The sequence below is a fragment of the Pseudoalteromonas sp. HF66 genome, from assembly GCF_011806445.1.
Classification (GTDB): Bacteria; Pseudomonadota; Gammaproteobacteria; order Enterobacterales; family Alteromonadaceae; genus Pseudoalteromonas; species Pseudoalteromonas apostichopi.
On sequence record NZ_JAATOU010000001.1, the window covers coordinates 605,240 to 627,999 of the forward strand.

A 22,760-nucleotide genomic window follows, 5' to 3' on the forward strand; every position below is an offset into this window, starting at 1 on the left:
CACCTTTTAATAGCCTCCCGCTGGGCTTGTAACTAAGACCAGTACGAGAACGTTGACGACTAAAAGGTGGCGGCGAATATTCATTATTCTTAATTTCTTCTAAAAACAGACAGCAGACTAAATGTTTGCTGTTTAAAAAATGTTAGTAGTATTTTTAAGTGTTTTAGAAACTGATGTCAACCGCAAAAGAGTGTTTTTGCATTAATTTTTCCATATTTGATTTTTATGTTGGTTTTTTTGCATCTGTATTTTGTTTATCCTGATTTTGATGGTGTAACTATGCATTGAATCGTTCGTGTAGTTAATTAATAACTCTACCAATAGATAATGCATTTTCATGTCTGAAATGCATAACTTAGCCACTTTATAAGAGATATTTATTTAGACACCCATTTTAATAAAAAGCTTCTTTAAATTATCTCAAAACATGACACCCAAATTAATTTCTAACAGCAAGCGGTCATTTAGTAAGATGTAAGTCGAGGTCAACAAATTATATAGACTAAGAAGTTTTGTACTATTTGATGGGGACTCTTCAAAAAAGCAATCTAATATGATGGCTTTATTTTTAAATTGTGCGTACAGGGTAACTCTACTTGTAAAGAAGGGGTCGCCTCCAGTTTGCAAGGAAGTTTAGTTTATAAAATAGAAACTCAATGCCTAACATGCAACTAAGCAAATAAAGCTAAACTATTTGTAATCGAGCTTCTTCGCTGTCGCTTCATGCGATTTGTATATGCATTGATAGCTCTCTCTTTACCCGCTGCATTTTTGAATGATTTTGTAAATGAGGTGGTGAGTATAAGCCAGTTGTCAGCACAGATATTTAATCGTTCTAAGATAGGTAGTGCGTCTTTAGGTATTGCACCGGGTTTACCCTTTTGTATTGAGCGGCCAGTCCAATCAACGAGCTGCAAATATGTTTTAAGCTCAAATGGTAAGCCTTTAGACATATGATTATGTGGCTTACTAGCAAAACGCATCAATGATTTGGGTTGTTTGTCTTTTTGAGCTGATTTAATGCGTGTTTTTATACTTGTATAATCAGATCGCTCTGGTAAATCAGCCACTTTTACTCTTACTGGGTTTAAGTCAACGTAAGCAAGGCAAGCTGCAAGTGCGGCTTCATCTAGCAAGGCTTGCGATTTAAAGCGACCTTCCCAAAATCGCCCTTTGCACTCATCTTCTTGATTGGCCTTTCGTGCAATGCTCTCATTAAGTACACGCATAAACCAACTAATACTGCTGAGTCTTTCTCGGTATATATTTACTCTGATATTCACCGCTGAAAGCTCTGCTTGTGTTAGTAATTCGCCATTTAAGAATCGTTGACAAAGAAAAGTGCTTTTAAATAACTTGTGCCACCTAATCAGAATAGCTTTATTATTTAGACGCTTAGCTTTTGCTATATCAATGTGTAGAACCAAATGAGTATGATTACTCATAACTGCATAGGCACAAACATCAATACAAAATATTCGACCGAGTTTGAGTAGTTTTTTTTCTACCCATTCGCGCCGGTGTTCATAAGAACGACCGGTTAGTGGGTCTTGACCACACAAATAAGCACGACGAACGCAGCGTGAAATACAGTGGTAGTAAGGTGTGTTTGAAACGCTAATTAAGTTTCTACGAGGGGTTGCCATGCTCTTCTCCTCCATGAGTTGAACAATCTAAGTTTAGGCACAATTTTTAGGAATGTGAAATATTAAGTTGGGTGTCTTGTTTTGCATTTTCTTATCTTGATAAATAAAAGTGGGTGTCTGATTAATTAGAGGTAATAAAAAGCCAGTCTGAGACTGGCTTTTGGTAGGGGGGTTAAGGGTTATGTTGTCATAAGCCCTAAACAATTGTTCTCTTATAGACGCTCAATTACAGCTTGAGTGAAGTCTGTAGTGCCGTGGCTGCCGCCTAGGTCACGCGTTGTGCGGTCGCCAGTTTTGATTACATCAGCAACTGCGCTGCGGATGCGCTCTGCAGTGTCAGCCATACCTAAGTGCTCAAGCATTTGGATAGATGCTAAGATTACTGAAGTTGGGTTAGCAAGGTTTTTGCCTGCGATGTCTGGAGCACTACCGTGTACGGCTTCGAAGATAGCTGCATCTTCACCAATGTTTGCACCAGGAGCCATACCAAGACCACCAACAAGACCTGCACATAAGTCAGATAAGATATCACCAAATAAGTTTGTAGTAACAATTACATCAAACTCATCAGGAGTCATAACTAGTTTCATACATGTTGCATCAACAATCATTTCTGTTGATTCGATTTGCGGGTAACGCTCAGCTACTTCACGTGCAACTTTTAAGAATAAACCAGATGTTGATTTAAGGATGTTAGCTTTGTGCACAGCTGTTACTTTTTTACGGCCTTCACGTACCGCTAACTCGTATGCAAAAGTTACGATCTTTTCTGCACCTTCACGGGTGATTTTAGACATTGCTTCTGCTTCGTTACCATCTTCTGATACTACTTGACCAAGGCCAGAGTACATACCTTGTGTGTTCTCACGAACTGTGATGATGTCGATATCGTCGTAACGAGCTTGTGTACCTGCGAATGATTTAACAGGACGAACATTAGCATATAGGCCAAACTTTTTACGCAAAGTTACGTTGATTGAAGTGAAACCTTCACCAACTGGTGTAGTTAATGGGCCTTTTAAAGTGATCTTGTTACGCGCGATTGTGTCGATTGTTTCTTGCGGCAGTAACTCACCAGTTTTTTCTAGGGCAGCAAGGCCAGCATCAACGAATTCATAATCAAAATCGCAACCTGCAGCTTCAAGGATCTCAAGTGCTGAATCAATAATGCTAGGACCAATGCCGTCGCCTTTGATCACTGTGATGGTTTGTTTAGCCATTTACTTTTCCTATTTATGAGTAGATAAACACGTAAACTCGTTGCGAAATAGCATGCGATTTACTTGTTAGAAGGTTTACGTGAATGTGTTTGAAAATTTAAGCGGCTTTTATAGCAATTTATTCAGCTTTTTGCCAGTTTATCCTGTGAATACTGACTATAAACAGACTAAAGTTCATATTTATTTAACGTTTTCGCACTTTTTAACAACACATTCTAAAAATTGTCTGCAAATTCACAGTTTTTGAGATATGCATAAAAATCTGCTTTTGATTGCCAACCAGCAGCCAATAAACTATCGGAAATAATTTGCTCTTGCCAACTACTAAACAGGGCTTTTGGTTGGAAAACATAATAAGTAAAAAGCTTAATTGCGACCCAATGCTTTTCGTTGATATCAAGTTGCTGTTTTTTATGTTGCTCACTACCTAGTAAATGCTGAGTCCAGCTATTGTCGCCAATCAGCTGATTTAAATACATCGTCAGAGGTTCTGGGTTTAATTGACTAACACCAAATAAACAAGCCAGTGGCGGGCTTATTATCTGTTCTTCGGCTTGTTCAAAAATGGTTTTACGTGAAAGGCTAGTTGCTTGATGCTCGCAAAGGAACAAAACATAGGCATATAACGGCAAAGCAACCTGTTCAAATTGAATTGAGTCGATGTGTTTAAATAGCGCCTGGATAATTCGCACCATATTCTCAAGGCGCTTAGATATATGCTGAAAAAGCGGATGAGAGGTGGTTGCAACTAAGCGTTGAAATAAGACTTTTTGAATAATCGCAGGGGCGTTATCGTATCCGACCATAGATAAACAATGGCGTAAGTCTTTAGCTCTTTGCTGCTCTTTATTATAGGGCTTAACGGCAACAGTAAGCTGCGTAATCAATTCAGGGTAGGGGCTTAAAAGCTTATCTAAGCTACGGTAGCTGTATTCTTTTGATACTTTTAATGTGCTAATTAGCTCTAAATATTGCTGTCTACGTTGCTGATTTAAAGGCTGTGGCTCGGCAAAATTAATGTTTTCACTAAACCATACGGTGTATAGCAAACGAGTATCTTTACAAAGTCTTTGTTTGTCAAAAATAGTTAAGTTTGCTTTAAAGCGGTGCCAGCGAATTTTATCTGGGCAACTGGCATCAACTAAAATATGGCGGCCATGTTCATCTGTGGCTAAATAGATAAGCACCTGCTCTGCGTACTTTACTTCACTTGCTGGAATATAAGGACCAATATGAGCAATCAATGCTTTTATAGCATTTTGAGCAAACTCGTTCGGAGTGCGCAAGTAGATATCAGCCATAGCTTTGTGCATACTAATATGACCACCCGAATCGCGATAAGTCGTATTCATAGCAATAATATTAGCTAGAGCTACTAGGGTTGTTGCACCATCGTAAATCATAATTTTTGGTGCGCTTAATAGTGCTTGTTTATATTTATTTAAACGAGCTAATAAATGCTGAATAGAAAGCGTATGTGGGCCTGAGTCTTTGAGTAGTTTTGCGGCTAATTGATGACGACACTGCCAAAGCTTTTTATCTTGAGCTGTGAGTGTTTGGCCTGCGGCTAATTTATTGCTTTGTGATTGCACACATAGGTAATTGGCTAAACAACAGCTAATTATCTGTTCACTAATTGCTTGGTTGTAGTTAAGACTGTGGCATAAAGTACAGGCAATAACACATTGGTTTACGACTAAATTGGTCGTGTAGCCGTGGTTCGCAACATACAAACTTAATTGCGCTTGCATGCCTTTTGGGCAGGCTTGATATAGTAGATAATACCGCTCGGCAAGATTACTTAGTATAGGGAAAATTTGTGACCATTTTTGCTTTTGATGATAAAGCTTGAGTAACTGGTGCGTACTATCAAATAAGCGTGCCAATTCTCGTGGCGTCACGTTTTCCATCATAAGCTGTTAGGTTTCTTGTTGATAGCTTTCATAGGCACTTGGTCCCCATAATACCAGCTGACCATTTTTAAAAAGTAGGCCTGTGCATTCATCTATAGTGGTTATCCCATCAGATTTAACATGCTGAGTGCGATAAAAAATAATTTGCCAAACATTGTCCTCAACTCGTTTAGCATAGGTTAGATCGGGGCTACCTAAATAATCAAGTACAGCATTGAGGTTTTCGGGCTTATCAATAGATAGTTTCGCGATATAGCGTTTATTAAAAGCTTCACGGTCTTGCCAAATCATAGCTTGCGGATCATCTTTATAAAAAGTGATCACTAGGGTTGCTATCAGTGCATAAACACCTAACCCAAGTACCAGATATTGGAAAACCTTTTTAAACATGTGTAACTCTATAAAACTAACGCGAATTTTCAGTATACGCCCAGTTAGCAAACTGTGCTACGAGATTGCGACTAATTGAGCCTTAACTGCTTTAAACTAAAGCCTAAGTTAATATCGGTACGCAGCATGACAAGGTTTTTTGATATCACAAACATGTCCATACCAGCACTAAGCTTACGTTTTAGTGTTGGGTTTAAATCATCGTCATTAATAGCTGCTTCAATCGACTCATAATCATTTATAAGTTGCTGCGCTGATTTGTTACCAATGCCTTTGACCCCAGGTATATCATTGGTTTTATCACCTGCTAAGGCCCAAAAATCAGCGAGCCGATGCTTTGGTACATTAAAACGCTGCTTTATATCTTCAACGTCAAGATATTGCTTTTTAAAGTAATCATATATAGCTATTTGCTCAGATAAAAACGGTAAAAACCCTTTATCTGTAGAGACGATAGTAGAAGGTACATTATTAGTCGCAGCTTTATGAGCAAGGGTAGCAATTATATCGTCTGCTTCGTCATTATCTGGTGAGAAAATCACAATGCCCGTTTCTTCAATTGCTTGTTTAAAGCGTGATAAGTTTTGTTTGAGGGTATCGGGCATCGGTGAACGAGTGCTTTTATATGCTTCAAAATAGTGATAACGCCAGCTTTTTTCACCATCAAACACTGCAATCGCGTGAGTAGCATTCGTTTGCTGGCGTAGTTTTTTGCAAGCATGTGCCACTCGGGCACAGCTTGCTTTTATCATATGTTCTTGACTGTGATGACTCTGATTACTATCAACAGCATAGATGCGTCTAATAAGATTAAGCGCATCTATTAAAAGTAATTGGGTTGTCACATGGGCTCCTATTAAGCTTTGATCTCATAGCAAGGAATATATCTACTGCCTGGTAACTTCATGCGGCCTTGCTCAACAAATGCTGCCAGTAGTTTATCCATATCAGCCATAAGTGCAGGCTCACCACTTAACACAAAGCGGCCATGCTGTTTGATGGCTTGTAAGCCTTCGTCTTTAACGTTACCAGCCACGATGCCTGAAAACGCACGGCGTAAATTAGCAGCTAATTGCTGAGTTGGTTGATCTAAATGTAGATCTAAGCTCGACATATTAGCATGAGTCGGTGCAAACGGTTGTTGGAAATCATGATCGATTTTTAGCGTCCAGTTAAAGTAATATGCATCACCTTGGCTTTTACGATAGTCACGTACCTCGACCATTTTATCTTTTAATGTTTTACCAACACGCTCTGGATCGTCGATTATCACTTCAAACTTATCAAGTGCCGCTTTACCTAATGTTTTCTCGATGAATTTACACAGCTCAATAAAGTAGTTTTCACTTTCTTTAGGGCCTGTAAGGATTACTGGTAAACATTGTTTTTCGTTATCTGGGTGCAGCAGAATACCTAAAAGGTATAGCAACTCTTCAGCGGTACCTGCACCACCTGGAAAGATAATAATGCCATGAGCGGTGCGAATAAATGCCTCTAAACGCTTTTCGATATCAGGCAAAATAACCAACTCATTTACTATTGGGTTAGGTGGTTCAGCGGCAATAATGCTTGGTTCAGTTAAACCTAGATAACGGTTGTTTGTAATACGCTGTTTAGCGTGGCCAATGGTGGCACCTTTCATTGGGCCTTTCATTGCACCAGGGCCACAGCCGGTACAAATATTTAATCCACGGAGGCCAAGCTCATAGCCAACCTGTTTGGTGTATTTGTATTCAACCTCGTTAATTGAATGACCGCCCCAGCATACGATCATACTCGGGTCACTATTAACTCTAAGTGCGCCTGCGTTTCTGAGCATATCAAAGACCATATGAGTGATGGCTTTTTGTTCTGTTAAGTCTTTTTCATATTTTTGACAAATAAACAGAATATCGCGAATAACCGAGAAAATATGTTCATGAATACCGGTAATAATTTCGCCATCAACAAAAGCGGATTCGGGTGGGTTTTCAAGTTCAATTTTAATACCACGCTCTCGGCTTAATAAGCGAATATCAAAGTCTTCGTATTTATTGTAAATTTCTAAGCTTGAATCGGTGTGGCTGCCCACATTGAGAACCGCAAGCACACAGTTCCTAAATAATTTATAGCGCTCGCTGGTGGATGATTGTTCGAGTAGATCAACTTCTAGTTGCGATAGTAAATCCAGTACACCTGTAGGATTCAGTTGTTTTAACATAAGCACTCTCCCGGCTCGTCAATGAGCCTTTATCATTATGTGTCAAAGACCTCACATACTAGATGAGGCCTTTATTTGCTAATGCAAACTTTATTTCGTCCCTCGTTCTTGGCTTTGTATAATGCTTCATCGGCACGGTCAAAGGCAATTAGCGGGGTATCACCTTTTTTCAACTGGGTTGCACCAGCAGAAATAGTGATTTCTACTTGCTTATCTTTGAATTTAAACGGAATACTTTGAATAGTCTTGCGCAGCTTTTCTAGCGGTACTGTCGCTTTTTCAATCGCCATTCCACTCATTAGTAATACAAACTCTTCGCCCCCGTAACGGGCAATGAAGTCTGATTTACGAATTGATTTTTGTAATGCTTTGGCAATCACTTGCAGTGTTTTATCACCAGCACTGTGGCCATATTGGTCATTGATTGATTTAAAGTGGTCAACATCAATCACTACAAATGTGATGTCTGATTCCTGCACATTAAATAAGTTGAACTCATGATTGAACCGCTCATCGAACGCAGAACGATTTGGTAACTTCGTTAGACCATCCAATAAACTCTTAAAGCGTTGTTCATTAAGGCGCTGCTTGTAGGTCGAAAGCTTGCTTTCTAAATGACTAATACGGTTATTAATATCGTTGAAGCTGGCAAGTAAGTTCTCGCGCTCCGTTTGTTCTAGCTTTTCTTTAGCGATTAAATCATCACTTAATGATTTTAACTCTTCTTCTACTAGCTCTTTAAGCGAAGAAATAGATGTAGCCTGCTGTGTTTGCGTATGCAAGTTTTTAATCTTGTTTTCGATTTGTTTATTAAGCGTATCATATTCGGCGCTGAGTGATTCTGAGTGTTTACTAGTAGAAACAATTGAATGATGTAAATCTTCAATGGTCTGATTTAAAGAGATCAAAAAGCTCTGAGCTGATTGCCGCTCTTTACTCATATTGCGTGTAACGATGCTAATTATATTCAGCGCAGAATCAAGTAGGTCGTCAACACTATCATTATGGGTGATTTTGCTTTTGATGCTATTTATTTGCTCGGCACTTTCTTCCTCGAGCACTAAGTCATTAGCAAGAGATAAAAGTTGCGTGGCAAGTTCAGGTTTGATTTGTGCTTCAGTTTTGCTTGTCGTTGCAAGTTTGGCTTGTAGGGCTTGATGATAGATAACCACTAACTTTGAGAGTAACGGAACAAAGTCATGATTAGACTGAATATTATTTAATTCGTGGTCAAGTAGATAACGCAGCGAACGACGGGCATCATCAGGCAGACCTCTCACTTTTTGTAGCTGCTTACCAGCGTCAGTGACACTATCATTCAGTTCGCGTTGAAGTGCCATTTGCTTAGTTTCTTGGTGTTTTAACAGGCCAAGCACATCATCTATTAGCGGTGAAAGTAAATCGAAATTTACACCTTTTTTTAACGCATTTCTAAATTTAGCCAATCGATTGTCTAGTTCAATGTCTAGTCCCTTACAGCTGAGTGATAGTTTCGCTGCAAATTGAGAAAGGACTTCAACTTGATGTTTGCGCGCATCTTCGACCACTGCACGAGCGTCGATCGCTTGCTTTAGCTTTTTATTAAGAACATCATGCTGTTGCTGCACCAAGTAATACCGCCATCAAATTTCAAAAATTGCTATACGATAAGTTTACAACAAATTAATACGAAATGTAGTTTCCAAGTCAAAAACTTAGCTATTTTGTCTATCAAACTTGTTGCAATGGTTGTTTATCGGTTTTTAATTCACATTTTTTCTCGCAATTGTTAGTCTGTTTTGCAATTTTGATAGTAATAAAAAGAGTTGTTATGAAAAAGTTTTTGGCAATGTCTATCTTGGCGGCCTGTTCTAACAGTGTGTTTGCAGATGTAAACTACTCACTGTCTATCACTCAGCCAGAGCACCATCTAGGTAATGTAAGTGTTGAGTTTCCCCAAACCGCACAAGCACATTTAGATATTAAACTTCCAGCTTGGCGTACTGGCCGTTATGAAATTTTAAATCTTGCCAATGGAGTACGCTTTTTCGAAGCAAAAGATGATGACGGTAAAGCATTACAGTGGGAAAAAATTGACCACAGCACTTGGCGTGTTCATCTAAACGAGCCAACTCAAGTAAATGTAGATTATCAAGTTTACGCTAACGAGCTAGGTAAACGCGCTCGTCATATTGATGACAGTCATGCATTTATTGATGCATCTGGCTTTTTTATGTTTAGTGAATCATTCCGTCAAGACCCTGTGACTGTAAAACTAAACGTACCAAAAGAATGGCGTTCAGTGTCGGGGATGGAAAATGCGGGTTCTAAACATAGCTTTAAAGCTGCAGATTACGACATTTTAGTTGATTCACCAATCGAGAGTGGTATCAATGAGCTACATAAGTTTAGCGTTGATGGTCGTAAATACGAACTAGTTATCTGGGGTGAAGGTAACTACGACGTAGATCAAATGCTAACCGACCTTAAAAAGCTCGTTACAACTGGCAATGTAATTTGGGATAGCTACCCGTATGAGCGTTACGTATTTATGGTACATGCAACGTCAGGTGCCGGCGGTGCAACAGAGCATTTAAACTCAACAATTATACAACGTCCTCGCGATCGTTTTGGTTCTCGTAAAGATTATCTTGCGTTTATCAGCACCGCAGCACACGAATTTATTCACACTTGGAACGTAAAAGCGTACCGTCCTAAAGGGATTGCACCGTACGACTACACGAATATTAACTACGCGAAAACATTATGGATTGCAGAGGGCTCAACCAGCTACTTTGAGGATCACTTAATGGTTCGTGCAGGTATTGAAACAACGGATGAGTTCTTCGGTACATTAACCAAAACAGTTAATCGTCACTTACAAACACCGGGTCGCGAAGTACAAAGCGCAACTGAAACTAGTTTTGATAAGTGGATTAACCAAGGCGGCGATCATGCACGCAACTACAGCACCAATATCTATTTAGAAGGTTCATTGATCTCAATGGCGCTTGATATTGATTTACTAGAAAAGAGCGACGGCAAAATTAGTTACCGCGATGTTCACCGTGCACTTTACAACAAACACCGTTTACCAGATGGTTTTACGCCTGATGATGTTAAAGCGATTTTAAAAGAGCTAACGGGTCGTGATTACAGCGCATGGTGGCAAGCGAATGTGGATGAGCCAGCAGCTATCGATTTTGATTCACTACTTGCAAAAGTGGGGTTAGGTTTAATTCGCCCTGAAGGTGCAAAATCAGTACCTAGTATTGACTCGTTCGCTAAAAACAGCGGTGAGTTATTAACCTTAACTCATGTTCGCCGTGGCGGCGCTGCATGGCAAGCGGGCTTAACTACAGATGATAAAATCGTCGCGTTTAACAAAAAGCATGTTGGTAAAGATTTAACAGCCAGCCTTGAAACGTTTAAAGCAGGCGACACAGTGACTGTTGATTTCATTAGACGTGATGCATTGCAAAGTACGACACTGACACTTAGTGAAGACTTTGATAAAGAGAAAAAGGTACAAGCATTAAAAGATGCAACACCAGCTCAAATGGCATTGTTTAAAGCATGGATGGGCGTTGATCACCCAAACCTAGCAAAATAACTCGTTAATGGTTTTTGATTGGTAAGAGAGGAGCTGCGGCTCCTTTCTTTTTGTTTGGTGTTTGCTGCGCTTTTATAAACTGCTTAGTGTATTTTGCATTTTGTAGAGTGCTTTGGAATTGCTGCTTTTTTCGTCGCCAAAACGATTTGTTAACTTTGTCTGTTCGGTCTCGAATATCACTTTGTGGATTATCGGGTTGTGATACTGGGTAGGGCAGCAATGAGTATCCATATACGCCGGTTTCCCAAACATGCTGTAAATCACAATCAACGGGGCGGCCAAATGTGGCTGTGGCCTTTAAAAGTGATTTTGCACCTTCAAAACTAACAGCAGTTGCACAGCAGCCAGACATAAGCTTTTTATGAATGACTAAATGCTGCTCATCAGCGAGTTGTTTTGTGAAAGCAATGTCGCGATTGCGGTCTTTGTAAGCAGCCAATTTTATTAGCTGCCAAGGCTGTTTTAATGTATTAATGTTGTCAATTGCACTGTGAATAGAGCGGTCGAGAACAAAGTCATCTTCTAAAATAATGGCGTAATCTAATTGCCTATCGACAATGGTTTGCCATGCTTTTCTGTGACTTAAGTAACAGCCAATTTCACCTTTGCTCAATGGCTTATGATACTTTTTTAGGTTTAAATCAGCACTATAGTGCTTGGCTATCTCTTTATCAGACAGCTCTCTTCCATCAATTGCATCAAGGCGTTCAAATGCCAAATTCTGTGCGTTGAGCTCATGGCTTACACGGTTTAATCGTTCAGTAGAGCTTGCTAAGTTGATTACAAAAATAGCGGTCATTATCGTTACCTGATGGTCAGTTTGAATCAGGCTAACAAGCTTTAATGACGCTTGGGTGTCAGAACTATTTCGCTTTTATGTCAGGGCGAGGGGTATTTAAAATCACTTTTTTTTCTTGCTCGGATAAAATGATCCAATCAAAAATTTCATCATTACTGCGGCCACAGCCAGTGCAAAAGCCATTTAAGCGATGACATTGGCCGATGCAATCTGTTTTAAATTGGCTGGTTGGTTTTTTTGAATTTGTCATAGTGATGTGAAGGCTAATGTAGCCTTCAAAAATGTATTATTTACCTTCAACGGGTTTACCAATTTCAAGAGTGGTAGACCAAGGCTGTTTACGTGATAAGGTTTTACCCGAATGAATCGAGATAACAGGGTTGTTTTCGTCAAGCACAAACGTGGTGCGTAACGATTCTGCAGACTCTTTTTGTGTTTGATGCCAATTATTACCTGCTAAACAAGCTTGGGTAAAATTAACCGCACGGGTGTGATCGGCCACAGCTTGCTGCTGTTGCTCATAGTTGCCTACACAACGGTAGGTGACATTGTCTTTATCAAGCGCCGTGATTTGACAGTTATCAGCAATAAGGTTGTATTTTGCTGTCCATGTTTCCATGTATTTAGTATTTACACGGCTACGTTTTAAGTCTTCAAAGCGGTTGTCGTAAGCACCTAATAGGGCGTTGATTTTCTCGCAAGGGGTTAAGTTATCAATGGCAACTTGTTGTTCAGTTGTTAGTCCTGTACAACCTGTTAAAACAAGGCCAGTTAGTAAGGCGACGAGTGGCTTTTTCATATCAGGCTATCCTTTTAAATAGCAGTTCCTTAAACGTTTTCTAGAGGATACCTAAGCCCTTGTAAAAATGCTAATAAAGATTGGCAATTACAATGCAAAATGCCCTCACAAAGGAGGGCATTTGGTTATATCTTGTTGTATATTCGTGAGCTTACATCTTAGTTTTACCGGCAATATTAGTTACTTTTACAGAGCCAGAACCATCACTTAATAGTTCAAAGTTTGCCGCAGTATCAACGCGAATGCTTCCAGAGCCATCTGAAACGACAACATCACCGGAAATATCATTTAAATCGATACCGCCAGAACCGTCGTGTACTTCAATATTGCCCTGTGCTTTTGCCACATTAATATTGCCAGAGCCGTCATGAATTTTAATATTACGGCTGACATTACGAACATCTATGCTGCCAGAGCCGTCATTGATTTCTAAAGTGCCTGTAATGTCATTAGCTGTAATTGAACCAGAACCATCGTTGATTACTGTATCAGCTACTTGGCTAATAATAATCTCACCAGAACCATCGTGCACATCGACATTAAATGAACGCGGGATCGCAACAGTTAAATCAATGCGAGTTTGCTTATTGGTATGGTGTTCACATTGTCCTGCACCAAGTGCGGCATTATTGCCTTTAGCTTCAAGCGTTAAGCAGTATTCATCGTGCGGCTGTTCTTGATAAATTTCAGCTTTAACGGTTACTTCATCACTGTCAGTGCCTGTAATGTGCAAAAAACCAGAGCCAGCTTCGACTTTCAAAGCACTTAATGATGCTGCATCTAGCTTAAGGTTTTTGGTTTCTTGCAGAGGCATTTCACCCCAAGCAAATGTTTGGGCTGATAATAGGCCTGCGGCAATAAGCGAGAGTGTTTTTACTTTACTTAACATGGTTCTTCCCTTTCATATTTGAGATGTTTTTAGCTTAGTCGCAGGTGCTGGTACAAAAGGTTTAAACAGTTTATAAACTTTTAAAAAAATAATGCTTCTTAGTTTTTTAATATCCAGCTTTTTTACCGTTAAAAGCGTTAACTCTGCCGTAAAAACATATCATTATTTTTCCCTTTTGCTAACTTATACTATTTGCCACCCAAGGAATAATAATGAAAAAAATAATCTTCCTAAGTAGTTTATTGTGGTTCAGCTTTTGTGCTTGTAGTGAGGAAACTGATGTAACCTTAAACGCTTATGCTGCAGGGTATGTCGCCAACTTTACTTGTAGTGCCACGTTTAATGCTGACAAAACGACTGAGCAAATCGTTACAGATGAACTCACGGGAATTTATCCTTTAATCGCAGACACGGTAAAAACACTGCAAGCAAATATTGATACCAAGCATAGGCGAGTCACTGTCGATTATGATAAAGATAAGCAGCGTATATCAGTGTGGCGTCCGCGTTTAGGTTGCGTTGATTTGCCTGTTGGAGCTAGCCTAGAATCTGCATCACTTGTGCAATCTCCGTTTAAAGAAAACCTAGCTGATCTAAAGGATGATGGTAAGCCATGGCAAACGCTAAATGGTGTTAATAAAACAACGGGCAATAAGGCGCTTGATGAGGTTATTGCTCAGGCTTTTACTCGTCATTATGGCGAAGGCGCACGTACTTCAGCTATTTTAATAGCAAGCCCTCAGGCGATTTTAGCAGAGCAATATAAAGCAGGCTTTACCCCAGAAACCGCACAGCGAACTTGGTCTGTTGCAAAAAGTATTGGCGCTAGCATCATTGGTGTGGCGGTAGAGCAAAAGCGACTTGATGTAACTAAACCAGCGGGGCTTGAAAGTTGGTCTCATTCGCTTGATCCGCGTGGTGAAATAACTCTTGAAAACTTACTTCATATGGCATCAGGCTTAGATAGTAATAAAGCGGGCAACCGGACAGATCGGGTTTATATGGGGGGCGGTTTAGTGTCTGATACTGCAACGCATACTGCGTTAGAAGTAAAGCCTGGCAGCCGCTGGAAATATGCCAATAACGACACCATGTTAGCGCTTCGCACTCTAAGAGAAACTTTCAAAGATGAAGCGAGTTACTTACGTTATCCGTATGAAAACTTGCTCGATAAAATTGGCATGCAGCATACTTTTTTAGAATCTGACTGGCAAAGTGACTTTATTTTGTCATCGCAAGTGTGGACTACCTCACGAGATCTTGCTCGTTTAGGACTGTTACACCTAAATAATGGTCGCTGGCAAGGTGAGCAAATATTACCTAAAGATTGGTTAAGTTATATAAGTAAACCAGCACCTGCGCAGCCCCCAAAAGCTGCACCTGGATACGGTGCACAGTGGTGGCTTTATAACGAACGCTTCCCAGAATTACCAAACGATACTATCGCAGCGCGAGGCAACCGAGGTCAATATTTGGTGATTATTCCAAGCGAGCAGCTAGTTATTGTTAGGCGAGGGTATGATCTTGCGGGTCTTAAAGGCTTTAGTGAACATGACTTTACTCGTGATGTTTTAAAAGCACTTAGGCAATAAGATTTAAGATGCACCTGAAAAGGTGCATCTTAATGTACTTCATTTACTTATGGCGGCCTTGTAAGCAACTCACCACATCGGCCAATGATAAGCCTTGGCGCTGTAATAACACGGTTAAGTGATACAGTAAGTCTGCCGATTCATTGGTTAATTCATCGTTATCATGTTTCATAGCTGCAAGGGCAACTTCGACACCTTCTTCACCCACTTTTTGGCAACTACGGCTTAAGTCTTTTGCAAATAAAGACGCAGTGTAGCTTTTGCTTGGGTCATCATTTTTACGCGAGACAATAACTTGTTCAAGCTCGGCCAAAAACGATAAGCTAGGTTTTGCATCATCGCCAAAACAGCTTTGTGTACCCAAGTGACAGGTTGGGCCAAGTGGGTTTGCGAGTACTAATATAGAGTCGTAATCACAGTCGGTGTGCACCGAGACAACTTCAAGGTAGTTTTCTGATGTTTCGCCTTTAGTCCATAAGCGCTCTTTAGAACGTGAGAAAAAGGTTACTTTTTGTTTGTCGAAAGTGGCAGCTAATGCGTCTTGATTCATAAAGCCTTGCATTAAAATAACCCCAGTGCGTGCGTCTTGCACAATAGCTGGGATCAATTCGCTTTTGGCAAAATCGACTTGAGTAAGAGTGTCTTTGGTTAATTGCATAGTCTTGCCGCTACATTATTATCGATTAAAAATTGTTTTAGTTCGCCAATATCAATGACGTTCTTGTGAAATACGCTGGCAGCGAGAGCACCATCAACTTGGCTTTGCTGAAATACATCAACAAAGTCTTGCATTGTCCCTGCGCCACCCGAAGCAATTAGTGGAATATCGCACAGTGCACGCATTTTTGATAGCTGAACATTGTCGTAGCCTTTACGCACGCCATCTTGGTTCATGCAATTAAGGACGATTTCGCCAGCACCTAGGTCTTGCACGCGCTTAACCCATTCTTCGGTTTTGTAGCGAGTACGGCTTGATGCATTTGGATCACCCGTTAACTGGTACACCAAATACTCATCAGTTTTTTCATCATAAAAACTATCAATACCAACAACTACGCATTGTTTACCGAACTCATCGTGTAATTCTTTAATTAGCTCTGGGCGAGCGATAGCTGGGCTATTAATACTGATTTTATCTGCGCCACGTTCTAAAACACGTGCCGCATCAGCAACAGATTTAATGCCACCAGCCACACAAAATGGAATATCAATATGGCGCGCAATGTTCTCTACCCAATTTACATCAAGTAGACGCTTTTCGACGCTGGCACTGATTTCATAAAAAACTAGTTCATCAGCACCGGCATCGCTGTATGCTTTTGCAAGCTTTAAAATATCACCAACTACTTCATGGCCTTTAAATTTAACACCTTTAACGACTTGACCGTCTTTAACATCTAAACAAGGAATTATGCGTTTTGATAACATGCTAACGCCTCCTCAACATTAAAGGCACCATCGAGTAATGATTTACCTAATATAACACCGCCAACGCCAAGTTTTTTCAGCTTTGCAATATCATCAAGTGAGCTTACACCGCCTGATGCTTGAACTTTAATCTCGCTATTGTGGTTAGTTAGATCTTCATAAAGTGCAAATGAAGGGCCTGTCATCGTGCCGTCTTTACTGATGTCTGTACACAGAAAATCAATTACACCGAGAGCTACGTAAAAATCAACAAGTTCGAACAAACCAAACTTAGATTCACTTAGCCACCCATGTGTCGCTGGTGCCCAGCCGTTTTCCGTTTTATTTACATCAAGTGCTATAACGAAGTGCTTTGCACCAAATTTTTCAATCCAAGCTTGTACTTGCTCGCGCTTTTCAACGGCCATTGAGCCAATCACGACTTGGTTAGCACCGGCTTCAAGCCAGTCGGCAACATCTTGCTCAGAGCGAATACCGCCACCTACTTGATAAGGTACATTAAGCGCTTTGGTTGCCGCTTGAATATGCTGCCACTGTTTTTTATTTGGATCGCGCGCACCCTCTAAATCAACGAGGTGTAGTTTACCTGCGCCGCTATTTGCATACTCTTGTAAGCGTGCGCTAAGTTCGTAAGGGTAAAATTGTGCTGTATCATACTTACCTTGGTATAAGCGCACAATTTGGTTTTGTAATACATCGAGTGCTGGAATTATCACGTTTATTTCTCTTATTTTTTGCTGCGCTTACAGCTGCCAATCTAAAAAGTTTTGTAAAAGTCGGGTGCCTACTTTAGCACTTCGCTCAGGGTGGAACTGCATACCTGCGTAGTTATCTTTGGCAACAATCGCTGAAAAAGCTTGTCCGTATTCACCGCTAACTAAGGTGGCATCGTTCACTGTGTGAGCAAAGCTATGCACAAAGTACACTTGATCTTGCGCTGATAAACCTTTAGTGAGGGCATGCTCTTTTAAGACGCTTAGGTCGTTCCAGCCCATGTGCGGTGAAGTTAATTCACCTACATCAAGTTGCTTAACAATACCTGGGATTTTGCCAAGACAATCAACATTGCCTTCTTCAGTTTTGTCACAAAGTAATTGCATACCTAAACAAATTCCCATCAGTGGGCGCTGATATTCATCAATTGCTTGCTGCCAGCCACCGTCTTTTAAGCGTTTCATTGCAACAGAGGCATGGCCTACGCCAGGTAAAATCGCACGTTCAAAACCTTTTAATTGCTCAGGTGAAGTGATCACCTCTGGTGTTTTACCTAAGCGTTCAAAGGCAAAACGAACAGAGTTAATGTTGGCACAACCGGTATTAATTATAGCAATCATAAACACCCCTTAGAGCTAGCAGTTTGTTGCGAAGCATCTTTAGCAATCGCAGCGCGAAGTGCTCTAGCAAACGCTTTAAATAGACCTTCAACTTGGTGATGGCAGTTACCATCGCTAACCGACAGAATAAGGCTCATCGCAGCATTATCACTTAAGCTTTTAAAGAAATGTTCAACCATTTGTACGTCTAAGTCGCCTACTTTTTCACGGCTAAAATCGGCATTTAATACAAATGATGCACGGCCTGATAAGTCGATTTGTGCTTCAGCTTTGCATTCATCCATAGGCAATGCGAAACCATAACGACCAATTTGCGTTTTTGTACCTAATGCTTGTTTAAGAGCAAGACCAAGTGCAATGCCGATATCTTCAACTAGGTGGTGCTCATCAATGTGTAAATCGCCAGTTGCTTGAATATTAAGACCGATATTGGCATGGGTGCGAATTTGGTCAAGCATGTGATCGAAAAAGCCAAGGCCTGTGCTAATTTCACCATTTTTTGTTTGGTCTAAATTAACTTGCACATCGATTTGTGTTTCTTTGGTATTGCGAGTGACACGGCCTTCACGGTTCGCAGTTGTCAGCTTAGTGACAATGGCATCCCAGCTGCCATCATACAAAATGCCTTCGCAACATAAGTTCTTGGCAAGTCCGATATCTGTTTGGCGATCGCCAATCACAAATGAGCGTGCTAAATCGACTTTACCTGAACGCATTAGCTCAGTAAGTAATCCGGTTTTTGGCTTACGGCAGTCACAATTTTGTTCATCAAAGTGAGGGCAGATCAGAACCTCATCAAATTTGATTCCTTGGCTGTTTAAGATATTCATCATTTTGTCTTGAGCAATATCAAAATCAGCTGTTGGGAAGCTATCAGTTCCTAAACCATCTTGGTTCGAAACCATCACAAGGCGGTAACCTGCCGCTTGAAGTTGTAATAGAGCAGGGATCACATTCGGCAAAAACACCAATTTTTCAAGGCTATCAACCTGTTTGTCGGTGATTGGCTCTTCGATAATCGTGCCATCGCGGTCAATAAATAAATACGGGTTGCTCATGATAATTCCTGTTCTACTGTTTTGCTGGTCAGTGATAAGCCATCTAACCAAACTTTTACTTGTTCTAGTTCTTGCTCGTTACCGATAGAAATTCGTAGCCAATCATTTTCGCCATATAAAGTGAAGGCACGCATTACGAGTCCTTGCTCAAGTGCGATATTAAATGATTGCTTGTCTTTTAATTTTAAAGTGACAAAGTTACCTTCACCGCTCAGTACTTTGATAACGGCAGGTGATTGCTCGAGCCAACTTTTTAGTTTGCTTTTTAAGCTATTGAGAATTGTCACCTGACGGCGCATTGAAGCGATGTTGTCACTACTTAAGGCATCCGCTGCAATACTCGCAACAACGGTTGATACAGGGTAAGGCGCAATCACTTTACGAATAGGCGCAAGTAGCTCATTGTTAGCGAGTGTGAAGCCTGTTCTAAGACCCGCAAGTGCAAACGCTTTAGATAAGGTTCTCAGTACCACAAGGTTACTAAACTCATTAATGAGACTTGCAGCTGTTTGCTCTGGGCAAAATTCTATATAAGCCTCATCAACCACGACAATCGCTTTACCTGCAAGTTGCTGGGTGATTTTTCTGATTTTGTCTAGGCTAGTCATACTGCCAGTTGGGTTATTTGGATTACAAATAAACACCAGTTTTGAGTCAGCAACTGCGGTTACAATCTCATCAACCGTACCTTTTAATAACAGTTCTTGAGTTAAACCGTTAATCGCAATGTTGTGAGTGTCAGCGGTTACTTTGTACATGCCGTAAGTTGGCAAAAAGAGTGCAATGCTATCTTTAGCTGGACGACAAAACGTACGTACTAATAGCTCAATACCTTCATCAGCTCCGCGAGTCATTAGTACTTGCTCCGGCTCTAAATTAGCATAGCAAGCATAACGATTAATCACTTGCTGAGGCTGCGGATCTGGGTAGCGATTTAAATCAGCTAAATTGATATTTGGAGTACGTGAATATGGACTTTCGTTGGCATTTAACCAAGTAGTGCCTGTGAGCTTTTCACTTTTCGCTGAACTATAGGCTGTAAGTGCAGCAATGTTATCTGGCAACAGCGTTGTTATTTTTGCATTATCGCTCATTGTTCATAGCCTCAAGACGAATTGAAACAGCATTAGCGTGAGCATCTAGTCCCTCTGCTGCAGCTAAAGGTAAAATTGCTTTAGATAATTCACGTAAGCCATTTTTACTGATGGTTTGCACTGTGTAAGTTCTAAAGAAGTCCAATAAGTTTAAGCTCGAATAGGTCGCACTGTAACCATACGTTGGTAGTACGTGGTTAGTACCGGACGCATAGTCACCGGCAGACTCAGGGGTGTAATCACCCACAAATACTGAACCGGCATTTTTCACTAAGCTTAGATAAGGCTGCGCATCAGCAAGTTGTAAAATAAGGTGCTCAGGACCATATTCAGCAGACACTGCAAAGGCTTGCTCAACCGAGTCCACTAATATCAAGCTTGAGTTAGCTAGGGCTTGTTCGGCAGTGTCTTTACGACTTAATTTTGCTAGCTGCTCTGTTAATGCTTGCTGTGTTTTTTCAATAATACGTTCGCTGTTACATAGTAAAATAACTTGCGAATCAGCGCCGTGCTCTGCTTGCGACAATAAATCAGCGGCAATAAACTCAGGGTTTGCACGCTCATCAGCAATCACTAACACTTCAGAAGGGCCGGCTGGCATATCAATCGCCATACCCGGAATAGTTTGCGCAACAAGTTGTTTTGCCATAGTGACGAAACTATTTCCAGGGCCAAAAATCTTGTTCACTTTAGGCACTGACTCTGTGCCGTATGCCATTGCTGCAATCGCTCCGGCGCCGCCACTTTCTACAATGGTTTTAATACCACATAGTTTTGCCGCATATAAAATGGCAGGGTTGATAGTTTCATCGGCTTTTACAGGTGTAGTAAGCACAACAGTTTGTGCACCACTTAACTGTGCAAGCACCCCTTGCATAATCACTGACGATGGCAGTGGCGCACTGCCACCTGGCACGTAAATACCAACCGCTTCAATGGCTTGATATTTAAGTTCACACAACACACCCGGTTGCGTTGTTAACTTAATGTCTTTGGGTAACTGTGCTTGGTGAAAGCGTTTTACATTGGCATAGGCCGTTTCGATGGCGGCTTTTAACTCGCTTGATAGTAACTGCTCAGCTTGATTAATTTCTTCAACCGGTACTAATAAGCGAGGTGTTTCGCGCTTATCAAACTCTTTTGCCATCTTTAATAACGCTGCATCACCTTCTGTTTTAACTGCATTTAAGATGTCGATACAAATTGCTTCGACCTCTTTACTTGCAGTAACAGCAGGGCGGGTGAGTACCGCCTGCTGTGCTTGTTGATTTTCCTCATTCCAGCGAAACATGGATAATTACTCCATCATTTTTTCAATAGGCATAACGAGAATTGAGTTGGCACCCAATGCTTTTAACTGTTCCATCGTTTCCCAGAATAGGGTTTCGCTACTAACCATGTGCAGTGCTACATAATCGTCGCTACCTGCAAGCGATAGTAAAGTTGGTTGGCCAGTACCAGGTAGCAAGTCGCACACTTCATCAAGCTTTGCTTTAGGAGCGTGTAACATGATGTATTTACTTTCCTTAGCTTGACGAACACCTCGTAGACGCGGCATTAGCGTATTGATTAAATCAAGTTTACTTTGATCTGCTAGGTCTTTGTTTTGAATTAAACATGCATTTGATTCTAAGATTGTGTCGCCTTGCATTAAGCCATTGGCTTCTAACGTTGCACCGGTAGACACTAAGTCACAAATCGCATCAGCCAGACCAGCACGCGGTGCCACTTCAACAGAGCCTGTTAACATTACCGTGCTTGCGTTGATGCCTTCACGTTTTAGATATTGGCTTAAAATTTCAGGGTATGTAGTTGCAATGCGTTTACCTTCGAACCAGCTTTTATCTTGTGGGCCAAGTTCTTGTGGCCATGCAAGTGCTAAACGGCAGTAACCAAAATCAAGTTTAGAAAGCTTATTTACTTCGAATGCCACACCTTGGCGTTCGCGTTCAGCTTGTACTTCAACGAGTACGTTTTCACCGACGATACCTAGGTCACATACACCGTCCATTACAAGACCCGGAATATCGTCATCGCGTACACGAAGTACATCAATTGGCATGTTGGTAGAGTGTGCGATTAAACGTTGTTCACGAAGATTTAATTTAACACCAAGTTGCTTAAGTAACTCTTGGCAGTCTTTTGATAAGCGGCCGCCTTTTTGGATGGCGATTCGTAAACGGTTGGTATTGCTCATTATTCATTTTCCTTTAATTCAAAAACTAAAAACCCCGAGGGAACCTCAGGGCGAAAATAAATAATTTGGTTGATTGCTCGCCAGAGGTTCCTTTTAGGAATAACCTCTCAGCGAAAAACCTGACAGGCTATTCCGGTGAATGATGGTGATGATGGATAGTTGTCAGATTGAAGCGCATAATTTTTCCTGTATTGCACTCGTTTGTATAAACAAGTGCGTAAATCTGTTTAAATAAGTTACGTATATAGATAAACATGCTTTGCTAATCTTTGGCAAGCATTTTTTTGCGAAATTAAAGTATATCTTATAACTGTCGATATATATTGGATAGGTAGGAGGTACAATAGGAGGTACAAATGGATATCATGATCCCCTTTTTAGGTCGAATAACGCGCTTACAGTTGGAGAGTAAAGGTGCGTTTCATATTGCGGGCGTAAAAGACGCGAACGTGCAGCGAATTGAACTCGAAAAGCGCCAAAAGCGTGAAATAGAGCGCCGTAAAAAAGCAGCTGAAAAAGATGATAAAAACAGTAAAAATGCCATTGAAGAGGATGAAGAGGGTAATAAACACCTAGATACATGGGCTTGATACTCAATATAAGAATTTG

General features: G+C 40.7%; 22 protein-coding genes. 3 read left to right on the top strand and 19 right to left on the bottom strand.

The window, feature by feature from the left end; all coding sequences use genetic code 11:
• Positions 1–671 precede the first annotated feature (671 nt).
• From HCZ11_RS02535 to HCZ11_RS02565, 7 genes are all read right to left on the bottom strand, one after another.
• Complete coding sequence (locus HCZ11_RS02535; RefSeq protein WP_167657544.1) at positions 672–1,646, bottom strand: transposase; 975 nt, start codon at positions 1,644–1,646, stop codon at positions 672–674.
• 212 nt (positions 1,647–1,858) lie between these two features.
• Positions 1,859–2,866, bottom strand: coding sequence for an isocitrate dehydrogenase (locus HCZ11_RS02540; RefSeq protein WP_130052654.1), 1,008 nt, complete (start codon positions 2,864–2,866; stop codon positions 1,859–1,861).
• 215 nt (positions 2,867–3,081) lie between these two features.
• A complete protein-coding gene (locus tag HCZ11_RS02545) occupies positions 3,082–4,767 on the bottom strand; it encodes a hypothetical protein (RefSeq protein ID WP_167657545.1) in 1,686 nt (561 codons plus the stop codon).
• Positions 4,768–4,785: 18 nt separating this feature from the next.
• A complete protein-coding gene (locus HCZ11_RS02550) occupies positions 4,786–5,169 on the bottom strand; it encodes a DUF3192 domain-containing protein (RefSeq protein ID WP_054563904.1) in 384 nt (127 codons plus the stop codon).
• A gap of 71 nt (positions 5,170–5,240) precedes the next feature.
• Complete coding sequence (gene xni / locus HCZ11_RS02555; RefSeq protein WP_167657546.1) at positions 5,241–6,014, bottom strand: flap endonuclease Xni; 774 nt, start codon at positions 6,012–6,014, stop codon at positions 5,241–5,243.
• A gap of 11 nt (positions 6,015–6,025) precedes the next feature.
• Complete coding sequence (gene ppnN, locus HCZ11_RS02560) at positions 6,026–7,369, bottom strand: nucleotide 5'-monophosphate nucleosidase PpnN (protein WP_130052651.1); 1,344 nt, start codon at positions 7,367–7,369, stop codon at positions 6,026–6,028.
• A gap of 71 nt (positions 7,370–7,440) precedes the next feature.
• Positions 7,441–8,976 carry a GGDEF domain-containing protein gene (locus HCZ11_RS02565; protein WP_130052650.1) on the bottom strand — a complete coding sequence of 512 codons (1,536 nt, stop codon included), beginning with the start codon at positions 8,974–8,976 and terminating at the stop codon, positions 7,441–7,443.
• Between the two features lie 203 nt (positions 8,977–9,179).
• Here HCZ11_RS02565 and HCZ11_RS02570 point away from each other — a divergent pair, with 203 nt between their 5' ends.
• Complete coding sequence (locus tag HCZ11_RS02570) at positions 9,180–10,961, top strand: M61 family metallopeptidase (RefSeq protein WP_167657547.1); 1,782 nt, start codon at positions 9,180–9,182, stop codon at positions 10,959–10,961.
• A gap of 4 nt (positions 10,962–10,965) precedes the next feature.
• On the opposite strand, the gene HCZ11_RS02575 is transcribed toward HCZ11_RS02570, so the two are convergent.
• From HCZ11_RS02575 to HCZ11_RS02590, 4 genes are all read right to left on the bottom strand, one after another.
• Complete coding sequence (locus HCZ11_RS02575; protein WP_167657548.1) at positions 10,966–11,760, bottom strand: glycosyltransferase family 25 protein; 795 nt, start codon at positions 11,758–11,760, stop codon at positions 10,966–10,968.
• Between the two features lie 64 nt (positions 11,761–11,824).
• Positions 11,825–12,010, bottom strand: coding sequence for a DUF1289 domain-containing protein (locus HCZ11_RS02580; protein WP_167657549.1), 186 nt, complete (start codon positions 12,008–12,010; stop codon positions 11,825–11,827).
• A gap of 36 nt (positions 12,011–12,046) precedes the next feature.
• Positions 12,047–12,559 carry a hypothetical protein gene (locus HCZ11_RS02585; RefSeq protein WP_167657550.1) on the bottom strand — a complete coding sequence of 171 codons (513 nt, stop codon included), beginning with the start codon at positions 12,557–12,559 and terminating at the stop codon, positions 12,047–12,049.
• Between the two features lie 151 nt (positions 12,560–12,710).
• Positions 12,711–13,448: a DUF4097 domain-containing protein gene (locus HCZ11_RS02590; RefSeq protein WP_167657551.1), complete on the bottom strand. Its 738-nt coding sequence runs from the start codon at positions 13,446–13,448 to the stop codon at positions 12,711–12,713.
• Positions 13,449–13,660: 212 nt separating this feature from the next.
• Between HCZ11_RS02590 and HCZ11_RS02595 the strand changes: the two genes are divergently transcribed.
• On the top strand, positions 13,661–15,040 hold the full coding sequence (locus tag HCZ11_RS02595) for a serine hydrolase (protein WP_167657552.1): 1,380 nt from the start codon (positions 13,661–13,663) through the stop codon (positions 15,038–15,040).
• 43 nt (positions 15,041–15,083) lie between these two features.
• Here the strand turns inward: HCZ11_RS02595 and hisIE are convergent, their stop codons facing one another.
• The 8 genes from hisIE to hisG are packed head-to-tail and all read right to left on the bottom strand — an operon-like array spanning position 15,084 to position 22,151.
• A complete protein-coding gene (gene hisIE / locus HCZ11_RS02600) occupies positions 15,084–15,698 on the bottom strand; it encodes a bifunctional phosphoribosyl-AMP cyclohydrolase/phosphoribosyl-ATP diphosphatase HisIE (RefSeq protein ID WP_130052642.1) in 615 nt (204 codons plus the stop codon).
• Complete coding sequence (gene hisF / locus HCZ11_RS02605; RefSeq protein ID WP_167657553.1) at positions 15,689–16,468, bottom strand: imidazole glycerol phosphate synthase subunit HisF; 780 nt, start codon at positions 16,466–16,468, stop codon at positions 15,689–15,691. Before hisF ends, hisIE begins: the two co-directional genes overlap by 10 nt.
• A complete protein-coding gene (locus tag HCZ11_RS02610) occupies positions 16,450–17,184 on the bottom strand; it encodes a 1-(5-phosphoribosyl)-5-[(5-phosphoribosylamino)methylideneamino] imidazole-4-carboxamide isomerase (protein ID WP_167657554.1) in 735 nt (244 codons plus the stop codon). The genes hisF and HCZ11_RS02610 overlap by 19 nt, the downstream gene beginning before the upstream one ends.
• Before the next feature lie 27 nt (positions 17,185–17,211).
• Positions 17,212–17,802, bottom strand: coding sequence for an imidazole glycerol phosphate synthase subunit HisH (gene hisH, locus HCZ11_RS02615; protein ID WP_130052610.1), 591 nt, complete (start codon positions 17,800–17,802; stop codon positions 17,212–17,214).
• Positions 17,799–18,860: a bifunctional histidinol-phosphatase/imidazoleglycerol-phosphate dehydratase HisB gene (hisB, locus tag HCZ11_RS02620; protein WP_130052609.1), complete on the bottom strand. Its 1,062-nt coding sequence runs from the start codon at positions 18,858–18,860 to the stop codon at positions 17,799–17,801. Before hisB ends, hisH begins: the two co-directional genes overlap by 4 nt.
• The gene (gene hisC, locus HCZ11_RS02625; RefSeq protein WP_167657555.1) at positions 18,857–19,954 is read right to left on the bottom strand and encodes a histidinol-phosphate transaminase; all 1,098 of its coding nucleotides are present in this window, start codon (positions 19,952–19,954) and stop codon (positions 18,857–18,859) included. The genes hisB and hisC overlap by 4 nt, the downstream gene beginning before the upstream one ends.
• On the bottom strand, positions 19,944–21,245 hold the full coding sequence (gene hisD, locus HCZ11_RS02630) for a histidinol dehydrogenase (protein WP_167657556.1): 1,302 nt from the start codon (positions 21,243–21,245) through the stop codon (positions 19,944–19,946). The genes hisC and hisD overlap by 11 nt, the downstream gene beginning before the upstream one ends.
• A 6-nt stretch (positions 21,246–21,251) precedes the next feature.
• Positions 21,252–22,151 carry an ATP phosphoribosyltransferase gene (gene hisG / locus HCZ11_RS02635; RefSeq protein WP_130052606.1) on the bottom strand — a complete coding sequence of 300 codons (900 nt, stop codon included), beginning with the start codon at positions 22,149–22,151 and terminating at the stop codon, positions 21,252–21,254.
• 356 nt (positions 22,152–22,507) lie between these two features.
• Here hisG and HCZ11_RS02640 point away from each other — a divergent pair, with 356 nt between their 5' ends.
• The gene (locus HCZ11_RS02640) at positions 22,508–22,741 is read left to right on the top strand and encodes a hypothetical protein (RefSeq protein ID WP_167657557.1); all 234 of its coding nucleotides are present in this window, start codon (positions 22,508–22,510) and stop codon (positions 22,739–22,741) included.
• The last annotated feature ends 19 nt before the right edge of the window (positions 22,742–22,760 follow it).

Coding starts and splice junctions, on each gene's coding strand:
- hisF (WP_167657553.1), bottom strand. CDS start 16,468: ATGTTATCAAAACGCATAATTCCTTGTTTAGATGTTAAAGACGGTCAA.
- HCZ11_RS02550 (WP_054563904.1), bottom strand. CDS start 5,169: ATGTTTAAAAAGGTTTTCCAATATCTGGTACTTGGGTTAGGTGTTTAT.
- hisD (WP_167657556.1), bottom strand. CDS start 21,245: ATGTTTCGCTGGAATGAGGAAAATCAACAAGCACAGCAGGCGGTACTC.
- HCZ11_RS02585 (WP_167657550.1), bottom strand. CDS start 12,559: ATGAAAAAGCCACTCGTCGCCTTACTAACTGGCCTTGTTTTAACAGGT.
- hisB (WP_130052609.1), bottom strand. CDS start 18,860: ATGAGCAACCCGTATTTATTTATTGACCGCGATGGCACGATTATCGAA.
- hisH (WP_130052610.1), bottom strand. CDS start 17,802: ATGATTGCTATAATTAATACCGGTTGTGCCAACATTAACTCTGTTCGT.
- HCZ11_RS02580 (WP_167657549.1), bottom strand. CDS start 12,010: ATGACAAATTCAAAAAAACCAACCAGCCAATTTAAAACAGATTGCATC.
- ppnN (WP_130052651.1), bottom strand. CDS start 7,369: ATGTTAAAACAACTGAATCCTACAGGTGTACTGGATTTACTATCGCAA.
- HCZ11_RS02535 (WP_167657544.1), bottom strand. CDS start 1,646: ATGGCAACCCCTCGTAGAAACTTAATTAGCGTTTCAAACACACCTTAC.
- HCZ11_RS02640 (WP_167657557.1), top strand. CDS start 22,508: ATGGATATCATGATCCCCTTTTTAGGTCGAATAACGCGCTTACAGTTG.
- HCZ11_RS02540 (WP_130052654.1), bottom strand. CDS start 2,866: ATGGCTAAACAAACCATCACAGTGATCAAAGGCGACGGCATTGGTCCT.
- HCZ11_RS02590 (WP_167657551.1), bottom strand. CDS start 13,448: ATGTTAAGTAAAGTAAAAACACTCTCGCTTATTGCCGCAGGCCTATTA.
- hisG (WP_130052606.1), bottom strand. CDS start 22,151: ATGAGCAATACCAACCGTTTACGAATCGCCATCCAAAAAGGCGGCCGC.
- HCZ11_RS02570 (WP_167657547.1), top strand. CDS start 9,180: ATGAAAAAGTTTTTGGCAATGTCTATCTTGGCGGCCTGTTCTAACAGT.
- HCZ11_RS02595 (WP_167657552.1), top strand. CDS start 13,661: ATGAAAAAAATAATCTTCCTAAGTAGTTTATTGTGGTTCAGCTTTTGT.
- hisC (WP_167657555.1), bottom strand. CDS start 19,954: ATGAGCGATAATGCAAAAATAACAACGCTGTTGCCAGATAACATTGCT.
- hisIE (WP_130052642.1), bottom strand. CDS start 15,698: ATGCAATTAACCAAAGACACTCTTACTCAAGTCGATTTTGCCAAAAGC.
- HCZ11_RS02575 (WP_167657548.1), bottom strand. CDS start 11,760: ATGACCGCTATTTTTGTAATCAACTTAGCAAGCTCTACTGAACGATTA.